Source organism: Vallitalea maricola (assembly GCF_036985595.1).
GTDB classification, from domain to species: Bacteria; Bacillota; Clostridia; order Lachnospirales; family Vallitaleaceae; genus Vallitalea; species Vallitalea maricola.
Window position 1 is genome coordinate 115,150 of the sequence record NZ_BTPU01000005.1, and the last position, 23,904, is coordinate 139,053.

At 31.0% G+C, this 23,904-nt stretch carries 13 protein-coding genes and 1 riboswitch; of the genes, 9 read left to right on the forward strand and 4 right to left on the reverse strand.

Annotated elements, in window-relative coordinates; all coding sequences use genetic code 11:
• Positions 1–291: 291 nt before the first annotated feature.
• The 3 genes from AACQ14_RS02190 to AACQ14_RS02200 all read left to right on the forward strand — a co-directional run bounded on the left by AACQ14_RS02190 (position 292) and on the right by AACQ14_RS02200 (position 10,575).
• Entirely contained in the window at positions 292–5,289 is a 4,998-nt protein-coding gene (locus AACQ14_RS02190) for an Ig-like domain-containing alpha-2-macroglobulin family protein (RefSeq protein ID WP_339361925.1), read from the forward strand.
• 135 nt (positions 5,290–5,424) lie between these two features.
• The gene (locus tag AACQ14_RS02195; RefSeq protein ID WP_339361926.1) at positions 5,425–6,213 is read left to right on the forward strand and encodes a methyl-accepting chemotaxis protein; all 789 of its coding nucleotides are present in this window, start codon (positions 5,425–5,427) and stop codon (positions 6,211–6,213) included.
• A 105-nt stretch (positions 6,214–6,318) separates the two neighbouring features.
• Entirely contained in the window at positions 6,319–10,575 is a 4,257-nt protein-coding gene (locus AACQ14_RS02200; protein WP_339361937.1) for an acyl-CoA dehydratase activase-related protein, read from the forward strand.
• 85 nt (positions 10,576–10,660) lie between these two features.
• Here the strand turns inward: AACQ14_RS02200 and AACQ14_RS02205 are convergent, their stop codons facing one another.
• Positions 10,661–12,178 (reverse strand): Na+/H+ antiporter NhaC family protein, encoded by a 1,518-nt coding sequence (locus tag AACQ14_RS02205; protein WP_339361927.1) that lies wholly within the window; start codon positions 12,176–12,178, stop codon positions 10,661–10,663.
• A gap of 101 nt (positions 12,179–12,279) precedes the next feature.
• Positions 12,280–12,456: riboswitch (Lysine riboswitch) on the reverse strand.
• 65 nt (positions 12,457–12,521) lie between these two features.
• A complete protein-coding gene (gene mnmH / locus AACQ14_RS02210) occupies positions 12,522–13,586 on the reverse strand; it encodes a tRNA 2-selenouridine(34) synthase MnmH (protein WP_339361928.1) in 1,065 nt (354 codons plus the stop codon).
• Positions 13,587–13,794: 208 nt separating this feature from the next.
• On the opposite strand from mnmH, the gene AACQ14_RS02215 reads away from it, so the two are divergent.
• From AACQ14_RS02215 to AACQ14_RS02240, 6 genes are all read left to right on the forward strand, one after another.
• Positions 13,795–14,970 (forward strand): NAD(P)-dependent malic enzyme, encoded by a 1,176-nt coding sequence (locus AACQ14_RS02215; RefSeq protein ID WP_339361929.1) that lies wholly within the window; start codon positions 13,795–13,797, stop codon positions 14,968–14,970.
• Between the two features lie 467 nt (positions 14,971–15,437).
• Complete coding sequence (locus tag AACQ14_RS02220) at positions 15,438–15,743, forward strand: ArsR/SmtB family transcription factor (RefSeq protein ID WP_339361930.1); 306 nt, start codon at positions 15,438–15,440, stop codon at positions 15,741–15,743.
• 2 nt (positions 15,744–15,745) lie between these two features.
• Complete coding sequence (locus tag AACQ14_RS02225; RefSeq protein WP_339361931.1) at positions 15,746–16,714, forward strand: permease; 969 nt, start codon at positions 15,746–15,748, stop codon at positions 16,712–16,714.
• Positions 16,715–16,752: 38 nt separating this feature from the next.
• Positions 16,753–16,989, forward strand: a complete 237-nt coding sequence (locus tag AACQ14_RS02230) for a thioredoxin family protein (RefSeq protein ID WP_339361932.1) — start codon at positions 16,753–16,755, stop codon at positions 16,987–16,989.
• A 662-nt stretch (positions 16,990–17,651) separates the two neighbouring features.
• Positions 17,652–19,271 carry a BCCT family transporter gene (locus AACQ14_RS02235; protein WP_339361933.1) on the forward strand — a complete coding sequence of 540 codons (1,620 nt, stop codon included), beginning with the start codon at positions 17,652–17,654 and terminating at the stop codon, positions 19,269–19,271.
• A gap of 151 nt (positions 19,272–19,422) precedes the next feature.
• Positions 19,423–20,601, forward strand: coding sequence for a GNAT family N-acetyltransferase (locus AACQ14_RS02240; protein WP_339361934.1), 1,179 nt, complete (start codon positions 19,423–19,425; stop codon positions 20,599–20,601).
• A 139-nt stretch (positions 20,602–20,740) separates the two neighbouring features.
• Here the strand turns inward: AACQ14_RS02240 and AACQ14_RS02245 are convergent, their stop codons facing one another.
• Positions 20,741–23,008 carry an FAD-dependent oxidoreductase gene (locus AACQ14_RS02245; protein ID WP_339361935.1) on the reverse strand — a complete coding sequence of 756 codons (2,268 nt, stop codon included), beginning with the start codon at positions 23,006–23,008 and terminating at the stop codon, positions 20,741–20,743.
• A gap of 88 nt (positions 23,009–23,096) precedes the next feature.
• A complete protein-coding gene (locus AACQ14_RS02250) occupies positions 23,097–23,729 on the reverse strand; it encodes a hypothetical protein (RefSeq protein ID WP_339361936.1) in 633 nt (210 codons plus the stop codon).
• Positions 23,730–23,904 lie beyond the last annotated feature (175 nt).

Here is a 23,904-nt window from a genome sequence, read left to right on the forward strand (position 1 = left end):
CCAATTTAACTGAAACGAGCTAGAGCTTTTTATGAAAAAATAGGTTATAAAGAATTTGATAGAATCAAGGATTTTGTTTATTATGAAGGTAATTGGAGAGAAGACATAAGAATGGAAAAATACTTATAATCAGCATATCTATTAACTAATTTAAAATTTCATTATATTTTTATCAAAATATGGAACTTTTTCAAAATGTTTACGTCTAAGATATATAAGTTAAAAATAAATGACATTATTGCCATTTACTAAACTTGATTAATTATGATAGTTAAGAAAGGGGAATGAGTAATGAAGAAAAAAGTAGTAAGTTTAGTATTGATGGCTGTACTTTTTATAACTTTATTTAATGGTAGTTCCATATATAAAGGAATTGATGTAAACGCAGAGGAATTTAGAAATGGATTTGCACTTATACCACAGAAGTTTGATAGTACAGGAATCAATACAAAAACAACATTCTTATTAAAAGCAGATGATGACAAGTCTTTGACACTTGATGAAATTAAACAAGGTTTAAAAATTGATGGAGATATAGAATTCAGTGCTAAAAAATCTGAAGAGGGTTTCATAATAACTCTTGCTAAGGAGTTAGAAAAAAATAGTTTATATACATTTAGTTTTAAAGACATAACTTGGACATTCCAAACAATGTCTGACTTCTCATTGCTAGGTGTATTACCACGTAATGAATCCGTTAATGTTCCAACTAATACAGGAATAGAATTTTACTTTAGTCATGACAATGCTGACGCAAAAGATTTTTTTGAAATTAGTCCAAAAGTAAATGGGAAATTCGAGACTCATGGAAATGTTGTTGTTTTTGCTCCAAAAGGTGGTTTAGAGCCTAAAACACTTTACACTGTAACGATCAAAAAAGGACTAAAACTTAATGAATCTGAACAAGTATTAAAAGAGGACTATGTTTTCAGTTTTGAAACAGCCCCTAAGAAAAATGATGAATACAAAAAGCCAGATGGTTATTTTAATTTCATGAATATAATAAATGAATTTTCAACTTCAGAAAAACCAATAATTCCAATGGATTATTATGTTTATAATGAAAAATTAGCAAAAACTCCAATCTCAGTAGATGTTTACTCTTATAAATCCATGGATGATTTTGCTGCTGCTATAAGCAAATATAATAAAATACCAAGATGGTCTTATTTTGGTCATGAAGATGAAAAGATTGAGACAAAAGGTCTTTCAAAAGTCATGGATTTTGAGCAGCCTATAGATATTGAAGACTATAATCAAAAATTTATTAATCTACCTGATAAATTACCTAATGGATATTATATAATAGATTGCAGATGGGAAGATATTACTTTCCAAACATTCGTACAAGTAACAGACCTTAGTTTTTACTATATGAGTTCTGGTGAAAGAGATATTATTTTGTACAGAGCTGCAAATACAACAGGGAACTCCAATAATCCTTCTACAGATAGTAAAAATATTATATGGTTGAATGATTTGAAAACAGGTAAACCGGTTAAAAATGGTGTTGTAACATTATATGAAGGAAAAGAAACTTATAAAAGCAATGAAAAAGGTATCGTAGAAATTAATAGAAAGAATAATGATAAAACAGAAAATACCATATACAAAATAGAAGCAGGTAACAAAAGTGCAGTATTAGTAGATTTTGCTATGTATGGTGGAGATTCTGCAAGTAAATATTATTGGAAGTACTTCCAAACAGACAGGGGCATGTATAAGCCTGATGATACAGTAGAATTCTGGGGATTTCTACAGAACAGATATGATGATGAAAGAATAGAAGATATCACTGTAGAAATATCACAAGGCGGATGGTTCTATTGGGATTATTTACCATTCTCTGAGGAGATGCCATACGAAAAAACAACTATAGAAACTGATAACGGTTTTTATAATGGCAAAATAAAATTACCTAATCTAGAAGAAGGCAGCTATCAGATATCTGTTAAACATAAGGATCAGGTTATATCAACCAGTTATATTGATGTAAAGAATTATGTAAAACCAGCTTATAAGATTGAGCTTTCAAAAGACAAAGAAGCCATATTCCTTAATGAAGCAGTGAATTTTGATATAAATACACTATTTTTTGAAGGAACCCCAGTTTCTAATCTAGATGTAAATTATAATATCAATGGTTTGGAACGTAAAAATGGAACAATGACTTCTGACAAAAAAGGTAATGTTAGTGTTTCTTACACTCCAAAATATGTAGAAGGAACTCAAGGTATCAGTAATATTAGAATAAATGCATACGCACAGCTTCCTGAATCTGGTGAGATCTATGGAAATGAAGAAGTAAGGGTATTCATAAATGATATCAATGTAGATATTAATAGCCAAATAGAAGGAAAAGAAGGTACTCTAGCTGTTCAAGTAAATAAATATGATTTGACAAGACTAAATAATGATACTGCCAAAGATTATAATGATTACTTAGGAGAAGCTAAAGAAGATCAAAAGATAACAGGAACAGTATACAAAAATGAGTGGAAGAAAAAAGAGATTGGTGAATACTATGATTTCATCAATAAAGTTGTAAGAAAACAATATGAATATTATAAAGAAACTACTAAAGTAAAAGATGTTGTGTTAGTAACAGATAAAGATGGAAAAGCAAAGATTAAGGTAACCTTACCAGATGTAAGAGATTGCTATTATACTGCAGAACTTAACACAGTTGATTCTTATGGTAGAAAAATGAAATTCAGCCAATACTTTGGAAATTATAGGATGCCTAATCCTCCTAGTTCAAGTGAAAATATGGAAGACCACTATATGTTAAAAGGTGATAAAGACTCTTATGACGTTGACGAAGAAATGAATATCAAGTTTGTCAATAATGATAAGTTATTAGAAAAAGGTAGTTTCCTATATGTAACAGCTCAAAATGGAATAAAGGATTATGAAGTCAATAATTCTCCAGAGTATAATAAAATATTTGATGAAAGTTCTATACCAAATGTAGAGATTAGGGGAATATACTTTAATGGAAAAACTTACGTAGAAGCTGAGAGTTTTTCTCCAAGATTAGATTTTGAAAAGAACAGGATTATATTTACTGCTGAGACAGATAAAGATAATTATAAACCTGGAGATTTGTGTAAAGTCTCATTAAAAGCTATGGTATATTCAAAAGAAGAAAATAAAAATATACCTGCAAAAGATGTATATGTAAATGCAAGTCTAATTGACGAAGCATTACTAAAATTAAATGATAATGAAATAGACACATTAGAAGAATTATACCAATGGGTTCAAGGAGGTATTGGCAGCACTTACGGTTCACATAACAACATGAGTAATAACATGAACCATTTTGGATTAAGATTTGGCATGGCTACAGAAAAATGTTGTGATGAAGCTGTTAGTGAATCTGCAATGCCAATGAATGGTAATTTTGATTCAGCTGATATTTATGTAAGATCCGTATTTAAAGATACTGCATTGTTCAGGACAATAAAATTGGATGAAAACGGTGAGGGAACATTCACATTTAGATTACCTGATAATGTAACTTCATGGCGTATGACATTTGCAGGTATTTCAAAAACATTGAAGGCTGGGTCTAATAAAGAAGAACTTATAGTATCATTACCATATTTCATCAACACAAGTCTTAACAAGACATATTTAGTAGGGGATAAACCATATATAGGGGTTAGTGTATATGGAAAAGAATTAAAAGAAGGAGAAAATGTTAAATATCAAGTAACAGCAGAAGGAACGGATTATGAAGTAACAGCTACTGGAAAAGCCTTTGAAAGAGTCAACATCCCTCTATGGGAAATGAAAGAAGAGGGAACTTATGATATAGTAGTAAAAGCAATTTCAGAATCAGGCTATACTGATGGTATCAAACAGACAATAAATGTAGTAAAGACATACCATGAGATGAAAGTAGCAGATTACTATGATTTAGTTAAGGGCATGAAAATCAAGACTAACGATAGAGGTATTACAAATTTAACAATGGTTGATAAAGGAAGAGGTAAATTCATACCTGAACTATATTCGTTAATGTACAGTAGTGGTAAGAGAATAGATCAAAAATATTTGTCTTACAAGGCAAGTAAAATGCTTACTGATACATTTGATATGAAAGATATTTTAAAAGATGAGGTTAAATTATCAGATTATCAAGTGAATGATGGTGGATTTGCAATACTTCCATATGCTGAAAGCGATATAGAAACAACTGTTAAGTTATTACCTATAATAAAAGATGATATAAATACAGAAAAAGTTAAAAAGTATTTATACAACGAATTAGGAAACGATAAAAGCAGAAACAAGGCAGCAGCCCTTTATGGATTAGCAGTTTTAGAAGAGCCAGTATTATTAGATATTCAAAAACTAGAGAAAATATCTAATCTTAATCTAAAAGATTACCTATATCTAGCAATTGCATATAGTGAACTTGGTGATAGCTATAAAGCAACTAACATATATGATAACAAGATAGCTAGGTATGAAGAAGAGTATAAAACAGTAAAAAGAATAAAATATGGAAAGTCAGAAGATAAATACTTAGAGTATACAGCTCTTATGATGATGCTGGCTTCTAAGTTGGATATGGATGACAAAGATTTATATTATGAATATGTAACTACAACTTATTCAAAAGAAATACTAGTAAATAGTGAAAAATTAACTTATATAATAGGCGAGATAGACAAAGTAAATACCAAAGAACCAAAAATAACCTATACTTATCAAGGAAAAGCTTATGAAAAAGTAATTAAAGATGGCTGGCCTATAACCATTGATATACCTTCGGTTAATCTTAATCAGTTCAAGGTTAATAGTGTAGAGGGAGATGTGGCATTAATAGCAGTTTATAATAAAGCACTAATTAATAATAGTAAACAAGATGATAATTTAACAGTTAAGAGAGAATATTATAATTATACTACAGGCAAGAAGACTAATACATTTAACCAATCTGATATTGTTAAAGTAGTCATAGATGTGGATATTGACAAAGATGCTATTGATAAGTATTATACTGTTACTGATTTTGCACCATCAGGTCTTGTACCTATTGAATATTCAGGAAACTTTGGTCTTCGTCATGATGGATGGTACTATTATAAAGATGTTGAAGGACAAAAAGTAACAATGCATATTAGTAAGAATTATGAATATGATAAGGAATTATACTATTATGCTAGAGTCATTACACCAGGAACTTATAAAGCTGATGGAACTATCGTTTCTGGTAATAAGGTAAAAGAAAGTATTAAAATTTCAGATACTGATGAGATAGTAATAATTAAGTAGGTTATATTCTAGGGCAACCACCGTAAGGTGGTTGTTTTTATGTATTGACGAATGGTATATATTGTTGTATTGTTATAGTTGCAAATAATGATTAATATTAGATTGTTATTAATTTCTTGGAAGGGAAGGGAGCAAATGAAAGTAGCAATTATTGGTGCAGGAAATGGCGGTACTAAATTACTTAAGTTATTTAAGGATATGGACAATGTAATTATTGGACTAGTAGTTGATAAGAATTATGATGCACCAGGAATAATATTAGCGAAAAAATGTGGCATTAAATATACTGATGATATGAGTAATATTGACAATAATATTGATGTTATAATAGAAGCAACTGGAATTAAAAAGATTGCTGATGAGGTAAAAGACAAATTCCCGCAAAAACAGATTGTTGATTCTCAGATGGCAGAATTGATGATGAGAATAGTTGATAAACAAGTATCTATAAGTGACCAGCTAAATAACCAGTTAGATATAATTAATAATACAACAGAAGTATTGAAAAAAGAAATGGACAAAGTTTCTATCACAACAAAACTTCTTAATGATGTGAGCCATAATTTGATTCATTCTTCAAATGAATCAAAACAGTACATAACACAAACAGATGAAATAATCAATTCGGTTAATCATATAACACAGCAAATCAAGATATTAGGATTGAATGCCAATATAGAAGCTGCAAGAGCAGGTGAACATGGTAGAGGTTTTTCCGTTGTAGCTAATGAAGTACAAAAGTTATCTGATAATACTAAAATGTTTGCTGATGAGATTTCAGGATTATTAAAGTCTTTATCTACTGAAAATGAAAATATCAATAACCAAATTGAAAAACTAGGCAGTCTCACAGAAGAACAAGATGATATGGCATCTAATGTCAATGGTGTAATAGAAAAATTAGTTTCAAAAGTAGCTAAATAGATTAAATTTAACTCTCCTATTATAAGTTCCTACAAAAAAGGGAATTATCTATATGATGGTGAAACCAATGAGTGGTTAACCAAAATGTAGAAATAGGAGAGATTTATTTTGAAAAAAAATTTACATGTTGGTTTTGATATAGGTTCTACAACAATTAAGATTGTAGTACTTAATCAACATAAAAAAATAATATTCAGTAAATATAAAAGACACTATTCTGATATAAAAGAAAGTGTCAAAGAGCTGATTAAAGAGGTATATGATAAATACACTGACAGTAATATAACAATAAATGTCAGCGGTTCGGCTGGACTTGGGATATCTGAAAAACTAGATATACCTTTCATTCAAGAAGTAATATCTTGCAGTCTAGCTATAGAAAATCTTGCACCTAAAACAGATGTAGCTATTGAACTTGGTGGAGAAGATGCTAAGATAATTTATTTTACTAATGGAGTTGAACAAAGGATGAATGGTACTTGTGCTGGAGGTACAGGTGCATTCATAGATCAAATGGCTTCATTACTAAAAACAGATCCAATAGGACTTAATGAATTGGCAAAGAATTACAATAATATTTATCCTATTGCGGCAAGATGCGGTGTATTTGCAAAAAGCGATATACAGCCATTACTTAATGAAGGGGCAGCAAAAGAGGATATAGCTGTATCCATCTTTCAAAGTATTGTTACACAAACAATCAGCAATCTGGCATGTGGAAGACCTATAAAAGGTAATGTGGCTTTTCTAGGAGGTCCACTGTATTTTTTATCTGAACTAAGAAAAAGATTCATTAAAACCCTAAAATTGAAGGAAGACCAAGTCATATTCCCTGATGATTCCCATTATTTTATTGCTATAGGGGCTGCAATCAACTCAATAAAAGATAATTCTATAACAACAAAGGAATTATACGATAGACTAGAAGAGTTAGATAAAAGCACAGATTATGGGGTTAAAAGATTAAGAGCGTTATTTAGGGATACTGATGATCTAGATAAATTCAGAAGAAGACATACAAGAGACAGTGTACCTAGAAAAGATTTATCTAATTACAGAGAAAAATGCTATCTAGGAATAGATGCTGGGTCAACTACTACAAAAATAATTTTGATGGGAGACAATTATGAGATACTTTATAGCTATTATAACAGTAATGAAGGACGGCCATTAAAAATTGTAATAGATGTTCTAGCAGATATTTATAATAAACTGCCAGATGGTGCTAAGATTGTTAAAACAGCTGTTACAGGATATGGAGAAGGATTAATAAAAAGTGCATTAAAGATAGATATAGGAGAAATTGAGACAGTTGCACATTACAAGGCGGCAGAACGATTTTTGCCAGGAGTTGAATTCATATTAGATATTGGCGGACAAGATATGAAATGCTTGAAGGTGAAAAATGGTGTAATAGAGAATATCATGCTTAATGAAGCATGTAGTTCAGGTTGCGGTTCTTTTCTTGAAACATTCGCCAAATCTCTCAATCTAACAATAGAAGAATTCAGCCAAAAAGCTCTTTTCGCAGAAGAGCCAGTTGACCTAGGTTCAAGATGTACAGTTTTCATGAATTCCAGAGTAAAACAAGCCCAAAAAGAAGGCGCCACAATAGGTGATATATCAGCAGGATTATCCTATTCATTGATTAATAATGCTTTACAAAAAGTTATCAAGATAAAGAATCCAGAGGAAATGGGAGAGAAGATAATAGTTCAAGGCGGTACTTTTTACAATGATGCAGTTCTTAGGAGTTTTGAATTAATATCATGCAGACAGGTAGTAAGACCAGAAATATCGGGAATGATGGGAGCGTATGGATGCGCATTAATTGCAAAAGAGAGATATATCAAGGGGGAATTAACAAGTCTATTGACAAAAGATAAACTGAATAATTTCAACAGAAAGATACATCATCGTAGATGTGGTTTATGTGCTAATAATTGCTTGCTTACAATAAATGAATTTCAAGATGGAAGAAGTTTTGTAAGTGGCAATCGTTGTGAAAGAGGAAGTGGTGCTAGGCATATTGAACAAAACCTGCCAAATCTATATCAATACAAATTACAACGATTGTTCAGTTATAAGCCTCTAAGTAAGGAAAAAGCAAAAGCAGTAATAGGAATTCCTAGAGTCATGAATATATACCAAAATTATCCACTTTGGTTTACATTCCTTACAGAATTAGGTTTCAGAGTGCTAATTTCTCCAAGGAGTAATAAGAAAATTTATGAAAAAGGAATGGACACAATACCATCTGAATCAGCTTGTTATCCAGCAAAGATTACTCATGGACATATTATGAGTCTAGTAGAAAAACAAGTGGATATGATATTCTATCCATGTATATTCTATGAGAAAAAAGAATTTGCATCAAGTGATAATCATCTAAACTGTGCACTTGTAATCTCTTATCCAGAGGTTATAAAAAACAATATGAAAATACTTGAAGAGAAAAATATCAAATTCCTAGATCCATTTTTGACTTTGGATAATAAGAATGCTCTGGCTAAGGTACTACATGAGACTTTTAAAGATTATGGCGTGGATAAGAAACAAGTAGATAGAGCATTAAAAATTGCTTGGGATGAAAATGAAGCCTTCAAAGAGGATATAAGGAAAAAGGGAGAAGAGACCTTAGAATATCTAAAAGAAACAGGTAAGAAAGGGATAGTTCTATGTGGAAGACCATATCATATAGACCCTGAAATAAATCATGGAATACCAGAATTAATAAATAATCTAGGTATGGTAGTGCTAACAGAAGATTCAGTTGCTCATTTAGGTAAAATAAATAATCCATTAAGAGTGGTCGACCAATGGACATACCACTCAAGGACCTATAGAGCTGCCAGTTTTGTAACAACAACAGATTATCTTGAAATAGTTCAGCTTAACTCATTTGGCTGCGGATTGGATGCCATAGCAACAGATATGGTAGCTGAGATATTAGAAAATAATAATAAGCTGTACACATTGATAAAAATAGATGAAGTCAATAATCTAGGAGCTGCAAGAATAAGACTCAGATCATTGAAAGCGGCAATGGATGAAAGACAAAAAAATAGGATTACACCTATGCATGTAAAGGATTTTTATAAAAAGAGGATATTTACACAAGAAATGAAAAAAACTCATACTATTCTTGCTCCACAGTTATCTCCTATACACTTTGAATTACTGGAGAAAGCTATAAACAGTTGTGGTTACAATCTTAAAATACTTCCACATGTCAATGAAAAAGTATTGAAAGAGGGGCTTAAATACGTTAATAATGATACATGCTATCCTTCTATTTTAATAGTGGGGCAGATACTATGTGCATTAAAGAATGGTAACTATGATAGAAACAATACTTCAGTTATAATATCTCAGACTGGAGGAGTTTGCAGAGCTACTAATTATATAGCCATCATTAGAAAAGCATTACAAGACGCTGGATTTTCTGATATTCCTGTTTTATCATTGAATGCAGTGGGATATGAAAAAAATCCAGGATTCAAATTGAATTTAACTATGATAAATAAGATGATTATGTCAATATTGTACGGAGACCTGTTCATGCAATTAATATATAGGACAAGACCTTATGAAAAGATAAAAGGTTCAACAAAAAGGTTGCATGACAAATGGAAAAAAATATGTATAGATAACATAACTAATAATAGTAAGCTTAGACCAGATATAATAAGGGGTATAGTAAATGATTTTGACAAAATACCTCTATATGATGTTAGAAAACCAAAAGTAGGCTTGACAGGAGAAATATTTGTTAAATTCAATCCATTCTCCAATAATCAAATAGTAAAAATGATTGAAAAAGAGGGCGGAGAAGCAGTTGTACCTGATTTAATTGATTTCTTCTTATATAGTGTATATAATGCTAAGTTTAAAAGCAGGTATCTAGGTAAAAGTAAAGTAAAAGCTTTGGCTTGTGATATTGCTATTAAATATGTGGAAGCATTTAGAAGACATCAAAGAGAAGCACTTAAAAATAGTAATAGATTCCAGAATTCAAGGACTATTGGACAACTAGCCAGAGGAGCACAAAATATTCTTTCTCTAGGTAATCATGCTGGTGAAGGTTGGTTCTTGACAGCTGAGATGGTTGAATTACTAGATAGTGGTGTGAAAAATATCATATGTATGCAGCCTTTTGCTTGTCTGCCTAACCATGTAACAGGAAAAGGAATGTTAAGAGCTCTAAAAGAAAAATACCCAGAAGCTAACCTATTAACAGTAGATTATGATCCAGGAGCTAGTGAAGTGAATCAACTTAATAGAATAAAATTAATGTTTGCAGTAGCATTCAAAGATCTGGAGAATACTGAGAAATTAGTAGAGAAGAAAAAAATAAAATAGAATAAAAAGGGGCTGTAGGATAATATACCAAAAATGTATTATCCCACAGCACTTTATTTATTGATATCCTACACTATATATTACTTTATTCGCTAACATTTATTGGGTTCTTTAGTTTTCGAGCAATATAAATGAAAATAACAAATTCCACTATTATTACACCATAACATATTAATAGATTTTTAGTTAATCCATATACTATAAAAGCTACAAAGGATATAAGACCAGCTATTAACGCATACGGTAATTGGGATGTAAAGTGAGCATCCAGTTTTGCTTGAGCTCCTGTAGCTGAGAGTACGGTGGTATCACTTATTGGTGAGCAGTGATCTCCAAGGATAGCACCACTTAATACGGCAGCCATAGCTGGTAACATCATCGAAGGGTCAGTTGCGGCTAATATCTTACCAACAATTGGTAACAATAAACCAAAAGTTCCCCAGCTGGTTCCAGTCATAAAAGCAATAAAACTTCCTATTATAAACATTATAGGTATCAATAGACTAGGATTCATTTGAGAGGTTTCAATCCAATCAGCCAAATATTGACCAGTGTTAAGTTTATCTATAACTTCAACTAGTGTCCAAGCAGTAATTAATATTATTGATGCAGGTAGCATAGAACTGATACCTGCCTTAGCAGCACGGAAAAGATGCTTTACTGAAACTTCCCCAGTGGATATAGCAAATATAGTTGCTATGATTGTAGTGATTACAGAACCACGGAAGAGTGGAAGAGTAATATCTACAGATAACATTTGACTAATGTCCCATTTGGCTTCATATAACATACCACCTAAGATTAAGATGATTAGTGATAGGATGGTGATGATTAATGCCCACTTAGAACCTTTGTTAGTAACTGCTTGTACATGAGAAATATCTTCAGCTGATTTGGAACAGCTGATATCATTTCCTTCTTCAGCTTTTTTTTCATAAGTTTTCATTTTACCAATGTTAATATTGAATTTTATAACTATAAATACCATTATAAGAGCTACAATAGCGTAAAACTGCATAGGAATCATTCGCCAATAAGCACCAGTTCCAGTGGTTGCAGTATAACCTACTTTTTTGAAAACACCTGTTAATGTACCGATTATGTAAGCTCCCCATGTAGATATTGGTAATAAGATAACTACTGGAGCACTAGTTGAATCAATGATATATGAGAGTTTGGCACGACTGATACTATAACGGTCTGTGATAGGTTTTGAGATTTCACCTATAACTAAAGCATTGAAGTAATCATCAATAAAGATAACAATTCCTAGAATCCATGCAACAATTTGTGCTGCTTTCTTATTCTTGATCTTTGAAACTGCAAAATCAGCAAATGCTTTTGTGGAATTAGTAATTGTTAATAGAGTTGTGATAATTCCTAGTAACAATAAAAAACCTACTATTGGCATGTGCCAAGAAAAATCTGTTATTATTTCCCAAACTGTTGTACCTATGTAAGATACTGTATCTAACACATTGAAGCCATGTGCAATTAAAGAACCTATGATAATTCCAACAGATAGTGACATGATAACTTTTTTGGTTATGATAACTAATACAATCATTATGATTGCTGGTACTAAACTTAATAAAAGTTCCATAATTTCCTCCTCCTATTTCCTTTTTCTGATGAATAAATTAGCTAAGTTTTATAACATTAAAAAAAAGACAATAGTTACACTATTGTCTGAAAGTATCTTATTCAAATAATAGCGCCTTCACTACGATAGGTAGTGAGAGTGATAAGTCTATTAAACTTAACTCCAACATTATTTCTTGGCGGAAAATAATGCTTCGGCAGATCATCCTTTCATCATACTTTATTCGCTTGCCAAGCTAGGTTATGATTACTAATAATCTCTGCGCCTCTATTATGCTTATTCTATTGTCAGTATTGAATTATACAGGAGGATAATGTATAATGTCAAGTTAAATTTATTATTATTAGCCTTTTTTAGGTATGTTACTTTCTTTGTTAAATATTTCAATGAGTTCTTTTACAGCTACATCTATGTTACTAGAATCTACTTCATAATCAAAAGTACCATAATATTTTTTCCATTTCTTATACATTGGGTCATAATAATTATCAAGTAGTAAACCTACAAAATCATGAAGATTACCATTTTCAATGTATTCATGCATTAAGTTGTAATCATGATTGGACATATATGATTTTATTGTGGTAAGTGAATTTTTTATAAAAGATAGATTTTCTTCAAAAGTACCATTAGTTTCCATGTAATCATCTAACAATCTCTGTATTCTAATTTCCTTATCAAGATTGACAAGTACATGGATACCTGTTTTGATATGATTGATAGCATATGCTGGGACGACTCTTTTACCTATTTTTGAGCTTTCTGCTTCAACAAATACAAGGGAGTTATTAAAAGATATGGTTTTATCATAGACATAAGATTCAAATACTTTTTGTGGAGGCTGTTCACCTAAACCTACACCACCAAATACTGAACCACGATGGTTAGCTAATCCTTCAAGGTCAAGTACAGGCATTCCAGCTTTTTCTAGAGCTTTTAACAACAAAGTTTTACTACAACCAGTGTAGCCGTGTAAAACAATATATGGAGATGGAAGACTTAGTCTTTTTTCGAAGTCTTTTAAAATATAGGTTCTGTATGCTTTATATCCACCTTCTAGTTGATAAGCTGGGAGGTGCATCAAAGATATAACTGTAGCGATAGATTTACTTCTAAGACCGCCTCTCCAACAGAATATAACGATTTTACTATACCCTTTTGCTGTTTTTTTAATCTTTGCATAGATTTCTGGCAGTTTCTGGCAAGCTATTTCAAAACCTTCTTCTTTTGCAGTTATTTTATTAACATTTTTATAAGTATGTCCAAGATAGGCTCTTTCCTCATTATTGAAGATAGGTACGTTGACAGCTCCTGGTATTGTTCCTTCCTCAAATTCCTTAGTAGTTCTAACATCTATGAAAATAACTCTATCCATATGAAGACATTTATCAATAGATATGGTTTCCATTATAATTTCCTCTTTTCGAAGTATTTCTAGTTAGTTTGATATATATTATTATTTATCGTTGCTTAGTAAGCAGGGTTATACTATAATGATGGTATCAAAATCAATTTGTTGTATTGTTAATCTATAATTACTTTTATACTATAGTATACAGTATTAGTAATATATAATTCAATAACTATTTTAAAATTAAACTTACAGGAGGCATACAATGGATATTTACGGAAAATCACTTAAGATGCATGAAGAGAATAAGGGTAAGATTGAAATTGTTTCAAAAGTTAAAGTATCTAACAAGGATGAATTGAGTCTTGCATATTCACCAGGGGTTGCAGAGCCTTGTAGGAAAATAGCTGAAGATGAAAATAATATATACAAATATACTTCAAAAGGTAATATGGTTGCCGTTATCACAGATGGTTCAGCAGTTCTTGGATTAGGGAATATTGGACCAAAGGCTGCATTGCCTGTTATGGAAGGTAAGTCCATACTTTTTAAGAAATTCGGTAACGTTGATTCATTTCCATTATGTTTAGATACACAAGATACTGAGGAGATCATTAATATATGTAAAAATTTGACTCCTTCACTTGGCGGTATTAACCTAGAAGATATATCAGCTCCTAGATGTGTTGAAATAGAGAGAAGGTTAATAGAAGAATTAGATATTCCAGTATTCCATGATGACCAACATGGTACTGCAATTATTGTGACCGCTGCATTACTTAATGCTTGTAAATTGACAGGTAAGAATCCAAAGGAGTTAAAAGTTGTTGTCAGTGGAGCAGGAGCTGCCGGCAGCTCTATCGTTCGCATGATTCATAATTATGGAGTAGGAGATATAATATCTGTTGATATAGATGGAATCATTAATTCCAAACGTGAAAACTTGGATTTCTTACAGAAAGAAATTCTTGAAATAACTAATAAGGAAGACATTGAAGGTGATTTATCAGCAGCTATGAAAAACGCTGATGCATTTATTGGTGTATCAGCTGGTAATATAGTATCTCAGGAAATGATTAAATCCATGAATGATAATCCTTTTGTATTTGCAATGGCTAATCCTGTACCTGAGATTATGCCAGAAGACGCAAAAAAAGCAGGAGCAAGAATAATAGGTACTGGTAGAAGTGATTATCCTAACCAGATAAATAATGTTCTAGCCTTCCCAGGCATCTTTAGAGGAGCATTAGATGTGGGAGCTAAAAAAATCAATGAAGAGATGAAATTAGCAGCAGCTTATGCTATTGCTTCCGTAATTGACGAAAAAGAACTTCGTGAAGATTATATTGTTCCATCACCATTTGATGAACGTGTAGTACAAGCCGTAGCAGAAGCAGTCGCAATAAAAGCCGTTGAAACTGGTGTGGTAAGACAAAAATAAATTATTGATAATTTTATGTTCTTCATAATGTGCAATAATAGAAAAAGTGAGTTGCGTGTAATTCGTGATTCACTTTTTTCGCAATTATAAAGAAATATTTTGCTTCTAGCTTTTTTAATTGTCTATTTCTAATATAAATAGCAAGAAATAGCCTCAGCTTGCTTAATTAAGAAGTAAAATTTTTTTGTGATTATATTGACGGTTACTTCATAGCAAAATAGTATATGTATATGTGGAGTAGTGAGGCAGGACGCCGAACCCAGCTTTTTGCTCAGGACGAGCAAGTAGCTGGCGTAACATATACATATACTATTTTGCAAAAACCAAGTCAGAATAAAACAATTTTACTGACCTACTTGCACAAATAAAATATACTTAAATACTATATTGACAAAATTGCTTTATAGACATATAATGTTAGTAAATAACTATATAAGAATATTATTATATACTTAAGGAGGTAGCTAATGAAGATTGATACAATGGAAGTTAATGTTTTAAAAGCATTGGCACATCCAGTAAGGCTAGAAATAGTAAAAAAGCTATTTGATGGCGAAAGATGTGTGTGTCAATTATGTGATGATAATGAGTATTCACAAGCTAACATGTCACAACATCTAAAACTTCTAAAAGATGCGGATATAGTGAATACCAGAAAAGATGGTAATAAGGTTATATATAACATCAAACATGAAGAAGTTAAAGATATTATTACGTTAGTGAATAAATTAGTAAGGACAGAGATTAATAAATTACTTGATAGTGAGGTATAGATATGTTTAATTGGTTGGACTATTTAGCACAAGCTTTTGTTACCAAAGTAACAGGATTATCTATGGATAGCAAATGGGGAAGTAGTATACATTTTTTCATATATGATACAATCAAGATTATTATTTTGTTGAGTATCATGATATTCCTAATTTCATATATACGCAGTTACTTCCCACCAGAAAAGACAAAAAGGATTCTTGCAAAATTCAGTGGTATAAAAGGTAATATAATGGCATCGCTATTAGGTATTGTTACACCTTTTTGTTCTTGTTCATCTGTGCCTATTTTTATAGGATTTGTTGAAGCAGGAGTACCATTGGGACTTACATTCTCATTTCTTATTACATCACCAATAGTTAATGAAGCTGCATTTATTATATTACTTGGCTTATTTGGATGGAAGTTAGCTGTTGTTTATGTAATTACAGGAGTTATTGTTGGAGTTGTAGGTGGACTTATTATTGGAAAAATGAAGATGGAAAAAGAAGTTGAAGAATATGTCTACAATACAAAAGTAGCTCAGATTGATCCAAAAGAATTGACTGTAAATGAAAGGATATCTTTTGCTACACAAAATGTAAAAGATATAGTTAAAAGAATTTGGTTATTCTTAATAATAGGTATTGGAATTGGAGCAGCAATACATGGATGGGTTCCAAAAGACTTTCTTGCAAATTATGCAGGTGAAAATAATCCATTTGCTGTACTTATCGCTGTTGTGTGTGGAATTCCACTCTATTCAAATGCAATGGGTACAATACCTATTGCACAGGCACTTATAGGCAAGGGAGTTGGTATAGGTACAGCACTTTCATTTATGATGGCTGTAACAGCTTTATCTGCACCTGAATTGGTTCTTCTTAGAAAGGTCATAAAACCTAGATTGATAGTTTGGTTTGTCATTGTAACTGGAATAGGTATATTAATGACGGGCTATCTATTTAACTTTATTGGGCATTTATTGATGTAATATAAAAATAATTTATTATTAAAATGGAGGTAATACAAATGGTTATTAAAATTTTAGGAGGCGGTTGTAAAAACTGTCAAAATCTATACAAAAATACTTTGGAAGCATTAGAAACAGTAGGTATAGAAGCCCAGGTATTGAAGGTTGAAGATATTAATGAAATCATGTCTTATGGTGTTATGAAGACACCAGCATTAGTTGTTGATGATCAAGTAAAGATTATGGGACGTGTAGCTAAATATAAAGAATTGGTGAAAATGTTTGAAACTAACTAAAACAAATTGTTATATAATAAATATAATTAAATAATACAATTTTATATTGTATTATTTGGAATAATGAGGCAACTATAAAACTTGATAAATCCCATAAATTAGTGTATAATATCAAATGATGTAAAAATAGAAGTAAAAAATATTAGTATTTGATGTGCAAGGTACATGATGCTTTCGTGCAGTATGTATTCAAACATGTCAAAAAAATGGTTTAATTATATAAGACATTTTTATACCATTTTTTTAAAGAAAGAAAGTATTTTTGAAAATATTTGATTTGAACTGGGGTTTGTTTTGGGTCTATATTATTAGGCAAAAAACTATGCTACTATTATATAGTGGCGTAATGTGAATATATTTATTATATGAAACATAAACACTCTAACTCTGATCCTAAAGAGTTAGAGTGTTTTTTTTAAGTTTAATGTTATAGAACTAATAAAGAGTAAACATTAAGATGCTTCAATACTTAAAATTTTAATACTACTTTATTCAAATGAAAATAATTAATTTTAATGGATTAAAACAGACAAATTACCCAAAATAATATAGAGGTACTTAATGTATATTAAAGAATAATGTGGGTTAATTATTGGAAAAACACATGGTTTTTGTAAGCATTAGTTATACCCCATATATAAATAACAAAAATGGAGGATTATATGGAAAAAGAAAATTTAAGCAAAAAACTATATTCAAAAAACTTTAAAAAATGGGGATTTGATATGAATTTATTCGTATCAATAGTATCAGCAATATTAGTATTAGGATTTATTATCTTTACTATTGCTAAGCCAACATTATCAGCAAAGACTTTCAAAGATATTAATGATAGTTTGAATAAAAATTTTAACTGGTTATATGTATTGACTATTAACCTTTCATTCATATTTTTATTGGTTGTTGGGATTTCTAAGCTTGGAAGAATAAGATTAGGTGGATTTAATGCAAAACCAGAGTATAGTAATTTTTCTTGGTATGCTATGTTATTCAGCGCAGGTATAGGTATAGGTATATTCTTCTATGGTGTAGCAGAACCTATCTATCACTTAGATATTCCACAAGAACTTAATTCAGGGTCAACATATGATAATTTTAAAATGATGTATATGCACTGGGGAGCTCATGCATGGGCACTCTATGGATTAGTAGCTGTAGGTCTAGGTTACTTCGCTTATAATAAGAAACTTCCTTTCTCGTTTAGAAGTTTATTTTATCCATTGATTAAAGATAAGATTTTTGGTATATGGGGAGACATAATTGATACTTTTGCAGTATTAGCAGTATTATTTGGTCTAGCAACCTCATTAGGATTAGGTGCAAATCAAATTAATTCAGGGATGAATTATGTTTTTGGTATACCTATAAACTCAACTGTACAAATCATTTTAATTGTTGTTATAACATTTATTGCGACTTTATCTGTAGTTAGTGGAATATCAAAAGGGATTAAATTATTAAGCCAAGCTAATACAATAATAAGTGGAGTTTTATTAGTAGCTATACTATTAATAGGACCAACAGTTTATATATTATCAACATATATGTCAAGCATAGGTTTATATATAAAAGATTTTTTTAATGTTGGATTTTTTACAGCAACTACATCAGATGGTATTGCATGGCAAGGTACTTGGACAGTATTTTATTGGGCTTGGTGGATATCATGGACACCATTCGTAGGAACTTTCATAGCACGTATTTCCAAGGGAAGAACTATAAGAGAAATAGCTATAGGAACTGTTGCATTACCAACAATTATTATCACGATTGCAATGACTATTCTAGGAGCTTCAGGAGTGTATACAAATAATTTATATGATGGAGTCATCAAAAAAGCAATTGATAACAATATTGCAACAGCTATGTTTGAGATGTTTAAATATCTTATAGAATCACCAGCAGTTCAGATGATATTTTCGTTTGTAGCTATTATAGCTATTGTTTTATTCTTTGTAACAAGTAGTGATTCAGGTTCATTGGTTGTTGATAATTTGACTAGTGGAGGTAAGCAGGACTCACCTAAAACACAAAGAGTATTTTGGGCATTAATGGAAGGACTTATTGCGTTATCTGTCTTATTGCTAGGTGGAGAACATGCCCTAAAGACCATACAATCAGCAGTAGTTATTACAGGATTGCCATTTGCTATACTTTTAATAATAATGATGTATTCTCTTTCAAAAGAACTTAAAAAGAGTTACAAGAAACATGAATATAATACAATTCTTAAGCTTAAGAGAAGAATGGACAAACTAGATGATGATGTTGATTATAAGTAATTTTTTAAAGTAATTCTGAAAAAGATTACCTTTTTGTCACTGATGGTAATTTATTATTAGAATGTATTATAAAAAAATAAATATTATAATTGAAATAGAATTAAAACAATGTTATATTAAATACTATAACATATTTTGGGAGGGTTGAATTATGGATTTATATAACATTGTTGATAATCAGCATTTAGATAAATTTGCTGAATTACAAAGCTATTGTTTCGGGGTAGATAAGGAATTAATCAAATTTGAATTAGACAATATGTTTGGGAAAGATGATTCAATTATATTAGGTGCATTTGAGGATAATTTGTTACAGGGAGCATTGGTAATTAATGATTTTGAAATCTATTGGCATAGTTTGGAAGTTAAAATGGGTGGTATAGGTGGTGTAGCTACTTTTCCAGAAGCTAGACAGAATCATGTTGTTGAGAAGTTATTGATAGAATCCCTTAAGATGATGAATGATAATAATCAAGTATTTTCATTGCTTGCTCCTTTTGCATACTCTTTCTATAGAAAGTATGGTTGGGAGTATGGAAGTAGGAATAAGAAATTAGAAATAAGTATTAATGATTTATCACATTTTAAAAGTGGTGATTTTAGTGTAAAACCTATTAACAAAGATCATATCCATCAAATAAAGAAAATCTACGAACATTTTTATTGTAATTATAATGGTGCTACCAAAAGGACTAATCTAAGATGGGAACTGATTTTTGCTAGAAACGCTAAGAATGATATTCATAGTTATGGTGTTTTTGATGATGAAGATAAATTGAGAGGCTATATCTCCTATAAGATAAATAGTGATGGAATGATTGTACAAGAAATAGTATATGATTCATTAGAAGTAAGAAAACAATTAATGAGATTCATCTTTGTACATAGAGCTCAGTTTGATAAAGTAACTTTGAAAGTTCCTCATGATAATAACTTAGACATATTGTTAAAGAATCCAAGACAACATATGGAAGTATCATCGGGTATGATGGTTCGTATAATTAACGCTAAAAAAATACTTGAAATGTATCCATATAAGGATATCAATGATCTAAAATTCAGTATATCCGTTGAAGATAAATATGCATCTTGGAACAACAATACATTTGAAATAAATATTTATGATAATAATGTTGAAGTTAAAGAGAATGAACATATTGAACCTGATATCAGCTGCTCAATTCAGGTTTTATCACAAATAGTATTTGGCTTCTTAAGTTGGGAAGAGGCGATGGAATTAGAGTTAATTACTTGTAATGATGATATGATAATAGGCAAGTTAAATAATTCTATGCCTAAGAGATGTTCTTATGTAACAGATCCATTCTAATAAATAAATAATTGACAAATATAATATATTGTGGATTCATCAGTTGTACTGATTGATGATTATATAATAATGAAAAGGGGTTGTGGGATAATACATTTTTAATGTGTAATGTATTATATCACAACCCCTTATATGATATTTATAAATTCCTTGCTAATAGATATCCTGATTTTGTAGCTTCAAATACTTTACCTTGTTTGAAGGAATCTCCAATGTTATATATTTCAGGAGCAGTATTTGCTTTAACAAGGTCATAATATAAAGTATCAATAGGCCTACCGCCTATAGCCATTACAACTAAATCAGCTTCTATTTTCATTTCTTTTTCTTCTGATATAATATCTTTGGCAAGAGGATTAACTATATTTTCAGGTAGTAATGGTGCCCAAGTAATATAAGGGTCAGGTACAGTGTTAGATATATTCTTGGTAACTATGATACCATCTTCTTCAATACTTTTTAATTTGGTACAATTATGTAATTTAACATTGTTTTCTTCAAGATAATGTATCATATAGCCTCTGTTAGCAGTACAAACATGGTTCATGAAGTAAGGTTCCATTTCTATGACATCAACTGTTTTATCCATTTCACTTTTCAACATATAGGCTGTTTCGCATCCTACAACACCACCACCGATTACTACGATATTTCTGCAATCTTTGGCTAAATCCTTATTAAGAAGCAGCTCCGTTGCTAATACAACATTATTTCTATCATAGCCTGGTAGCTTAGGAATAATCTGTTTTACACCTATAGCTGTAACTATTACATCGAAGTTTTCTGCTTTTAGACCTTCTACAGTGGCTGTAGTATTAGGTCTATATATCAATTCATATTTGGAACTGGTTTTACTTATTATAGTGCTGAGGTAATTATTATAATTTTGAATATCAAATTTTATTTTTGGGACTCCACCAGATATAAGTAGTCCACCAGCTTTATCATTTTTATCTATCAATGTTACTTCGTGACCTCTTTTTGCAGCAGTCACAGCACAAGTAACACCAGCAGGTCCAGCACCTATAACAGCTATTCTCTTCTTGTTGGAGGCAATAGGGAATTCTTCTTCATATAGATTTTCAAAACCAGTTCTAGGATTAATAGCACATTGTGGATGACCACCCTCCACAAATTCATTTATGCATCCCTCTTGACATCCTATGCAAGGTATAATCTCATCTACTTTGTTAGCATATACTTTATTAGGCCAATATGGGTCAGAGAGAAGAGGTCTTCCTAACATAATCATATCACAAGAGTTGTCACATAGAGCTTGTTCAGCTAAATCAGGATAACCTAACTTGCCAACACCAGCAATAGGAACTTCAATTCCTGCATTTGATAGAATATTATTTTTATCAAAATATTCTTTGACTATCTTGGAAACTTCTAAGAAACATCCAGGAGGCATTGGTCCTGGTGGATGAGGTAACCACCAGTTATCATAACATCCAAGGTCCACATCAAATATATCCACTCCAGCTTTCACTAGATTCTTCATATAATCTAGAGTCATCTCAACAGTTCTTTCATTTTTGAATTTCTTGAGGGACTTAACTGCTGACATTTTTTCTCCATATGTTTCATTAAGTACTAATGATAAATCAATCCTATACATTATAGGATAATTTTTACCGCATCTATTTCTGATTTCTTTTACTAATTTTATACCGAATCTCTGCCAATCAGAGTATCTACCTATTTTTCTTCTATTGAAAGCAGGGTTGGTCAATTGTTCTAATAGATATCCCTCGTGTCCATGCAAATAAACGCCATCAATAAGCGCTGCTTTTGAATCAGCCGCCGCTTGACCAGATTTTTTAATGATTTTTTTTAGTTTTCTATCAGATAGCCTTAATGATGGTACACCTGGCATATAGTAATTAGGATTGAATGAAGCAGATACAGGGAACTTGTGCATACTTACTACACATTGTGGATTCCCGACTCTTCCAAGACCAGGGCTTATCTGAAGGAATATCTTAGCGCCAAACGAGTGACAATTCTCTGCAATATCTCTCCAAGGTGCAAAAGTTGTTCTGGATCTGTCTATTCTAGGAAAGTAGGTCAGGTCGCCTTTTTCTATTATGGAATTATCAATACCATAACTTATTGGTATTAATCCTGTAGTAATTAAACCAACACCGCCTTTTGCTCTTTCTGTAAAATAACTGATCATCTTTTCGCTGGGTCTACCAGATTCATCACACATAGATATGTTTCCCATAGGTGCCATTATCAACCTGTTCTTAATTTTGGTTTTATTAATTGTTATTGGTGAGAACAGGTTAGTGTAGGGATACAATGAAGAAGTCATTTTGCCTCGTTCTAGAAGTGTATCGTCATGGAACCAATTTCCATAACTACTAGTCAAATCCTTAATCCGTTCTTGATAAGATATCATATTTCTCCTCCTTAAGTTAGAATTTCAATTACTCATAAGTCATTATATAAAATATTTATTATGACAAAGTATTTGTATATGTATATTATTAAATCCACCTTAATATGGCTCCAAATATAACTAATCCTAAAATATCCACAGCAAATATAATACCAACAGTTATAAGTTTGTTTTTTATTTTTTTCATATCATGAACTATATAGCACATAGCAATAAAAGGCATATAACCAATGAGAAGTATCAACCAAGGACAATATGGCTGCCACCAAGAATATTCCCAGGTAAGAACACCAATTCTATTTAATATTATTTCTACTATGACAAATAAAATTGAATTGAAAACAACGAGAAAATATCTGTTAGGAATACCTAGTATCTTTTTCTTTTTATCTTTTGGTAACATCTTGGCACAGGCAATTCCTGCAACCAGAAACATGAACGTTATTTCAATGTTGAGTCCAATAAGAATCAAATAAGCACTTTTGGTCGGAGCTCCCCAAACAGGTGCATAGCCAGAGAAATGAAATACTAATGAGTTCCATATTTCATTGAACCAATCCATCCCCCAAAAAGCAAGTCCAGCTAATAGAACATTCCAATTTCTTTTTTCTACTTCAACGGCGTAGATATATATTACAATAATTAAGATGGGTATGATATACCATTGAAAATTAGATGTAGTCCGTAAAATTTCTAACCCTTGTTTTGCAGAAACAGTCATACTATTACCTCCCTATTTTTTAATAACAAAAAAGTATATAATTTATCAGTAAATTATTTATAGTATGGTTTTAGTAGTTTTGGGTAATAGATTAGGTAATTGAATATAGAAATGGGTCAAACCATATGTTTATTATATCACAAGTAATAATTTTAAAGCTAGTAAAGTATTCTTG